The sequence below is a fragment of the bacterium genome (assembly GCA_040753555.1).
In the GTDB taxonomy this organism is placed as follows: Bacteria; UBA9089; UBA9088; order UBA9088; family UBA9088; genus JBFLYE01.
This window is the reverse complement of sequence record JBFMDZ010000282.1, coordinates 1-2,305: the sequence shown is the minus strand read 5'-3', so window position 1 is coordinate 2,305 and position 2,305 is coordinate 1. Positions and strand designations below refer to the sequence as shown.

Sequence of the window (2,305 nt, the reverse complement as noted above, 5' to 3'; positions counted from 1 at the left end):
TTCTTGTTTTTTTTATTTCATTTGGGGTTTATTTGCATACCTTAACGCCAACTGTTGGGTTTCATGATTCTGGTGAGCTAATAACCTGTACCTGGACATTAGGCATTGCCCATCCTCCGGGCTATCCCCTCTATACCTTGCTGGGTAAGGTTTTTATAACCCTAATTCCTATTGGAAATATTGCCTATAGGATGAATATGGAATCAGCTTTATTTGCCTCATTGGCTTGTATGATGGTTTATTTCATTACCTTAAAACTGAGCACCAGAGCACCAGAGCACCAGAGCACCAGAATAATTCCTTCCATTGTGGCAAGTCTAATCCTTGCTTTTTCCTTAACCTTCTGGGAACAGGCTGTAATTGCTGAGAAATACACCCTAAATGCCCTTTTTGCCACCTTAATTATTTTCATCTTACTTAAATGGCAAGACTCCCGACTCAAGACTCCAGACTCCAAACTTCTTTATTTGTTTTCCTTTATCTTAGGCCTATCCTTCACCCACCACTTCCAAACCATCTACCTTGTGCCAGCAAGTGTATTCTTTATCATTGCTACATTGATAAAAAATAGAGGAAGAACCAAAAAGAAACCGCAGCTAACTCCTATTTTCTATTTTCTATTTTCTATTTTCTTCTTCCTTTTGCCCCTTACCCTGTGGCTTTATTTGCCATTGAGGGCAAGCCAAGACCCTGTGCTTAATTGGGGGGATCCGGATACCTTAAATAAATTTATTGAACATATTAGTGTTGTAAGTTATAAAGAAACTTATTTCATCTCATCTTCTAAAATCCTCTTTAATAATCTAAAATCCCACCTTCAATTTTTTCACCATCAATTTAGCTTTCTGATCTTATTTGGAATCATTGGCTTCTTTATTCTTTTATGGAAAAGAATGGTAATCTTTCTATTTTTAGCTCTGATTGCTTCTGTTAATATATTTTTTTCTATCCACTATACAATCTATAATATTCAAGATTATTATATTCCTTTATTTATCCTTTCGTCGATCTTTATTGGATTTGGATTTCTTGAACTACTCAACTTATTTAAATTAAAAATAGTTCTGTATTTTATGGCATTTATTTTATTCATTTGCCCAACATTTCTATTCAAAAGCCATTATTATTACAACAATAAAAGAAAGTATTACTTTTTCTATGATTATGGAAGAAATATCTTAAAAACAGTGGAGAAAAATGCTGTTATATTTACCTACAATGATGAAAACATTTTTCCTGTTTGGTACCTTGAATATGTAGAAGGAATGGATTATGCTTTTCTTATCAATTATGCCTTTTTACTTCCTGATTGGTATCCAGAACAGATTAAAGAGAGAAAACCTGATTTAAGATTTATGTATAAGCCTTATGGAGATTTAAAGGATATAAGAAAAGAGGACGGAAAAAGGATTGTTTTAAATAGATTTCTTGATATTGTAAATAACAATTTTTCATCTGTTCCTATTTATATGCCATATTATAGGCAGTTCTATGACCTCCTAAAGGATAAATATCTTATGCTTCCAGAGGGAATCTTTTATAGAGTGGTTGATAAGACAATCTCTGATGATAAAATCTGTAGACTCATTAGTAAAAACAGAATATTTCCTGCAAGGTATCTGAATAATAAGAAAGACATATTTAAAGATAAGAGGGTAATAATTAGTATAATCGAGCAGGGCTATCTATTTACCTATATAGATCGTGGTGATTTATACTTTAAGATGAGAATATATGAGGAGGCTGAATGTGAGTATAGAAAAGCTTTGACTATAGACTCTAATTCTAAAGAAGCCCTTTATGGCCTGGGTATTATATATTTTAATAAAGGGTTATATAAAAAGGCATATTTTAATTTCACCCAAGCCTTAAAGATTGATCCAAACAATGCCTATGTTAAACAGATGCTTGAGGAATGCCAAAAGAAAATCGTTGACAAGAATTGAATGGGTTGTTATTCTTTTCAAGATGTTTTTAGGGAAGAAATAAGTTTAAAAATTTTTCTTGCAAAATTTTTATAAATATGTTATACTTAAAATTAGATTTAAATTACGATGAAAAATTTAGAAAATTATAAAATGAGGGGGGTTAAATCTAACCACCCTAAAAGGTTTTTATATAAATTTAAAAGCAGGCCAATTAAAGCCTGCTTTTTTTGTCTTAAAGGAATGAAATATATGTTAGCTAACGATACGTTGTGTTGTAATATTCTTTTCATCTTTTAGGTATTGAGCAGGAGTTTTATACCCCAAACTCCTAAGCCTTTTATTTTGATTATAGTCATCAACAAACTCTAATAGCTTAC

1 protein-coding gene is annotated in these 2,305 nt (G+C 31.6%); it reads left to right on the top strand.

Going from position 1 to position 2,305, the window contains the following annotated elements:
• Nucleotides 1-1,946, top strand: a 1,946-nt coding sequence (locus AB1630_12485; protein ID MEW6104608.1) for a DUF2723 domain-containing protein, incomplete at its 5' end; no start/stop codon positions are given.
• Nucleotides 1,947-2,305 lie beyond the last annotated feature (359 nt).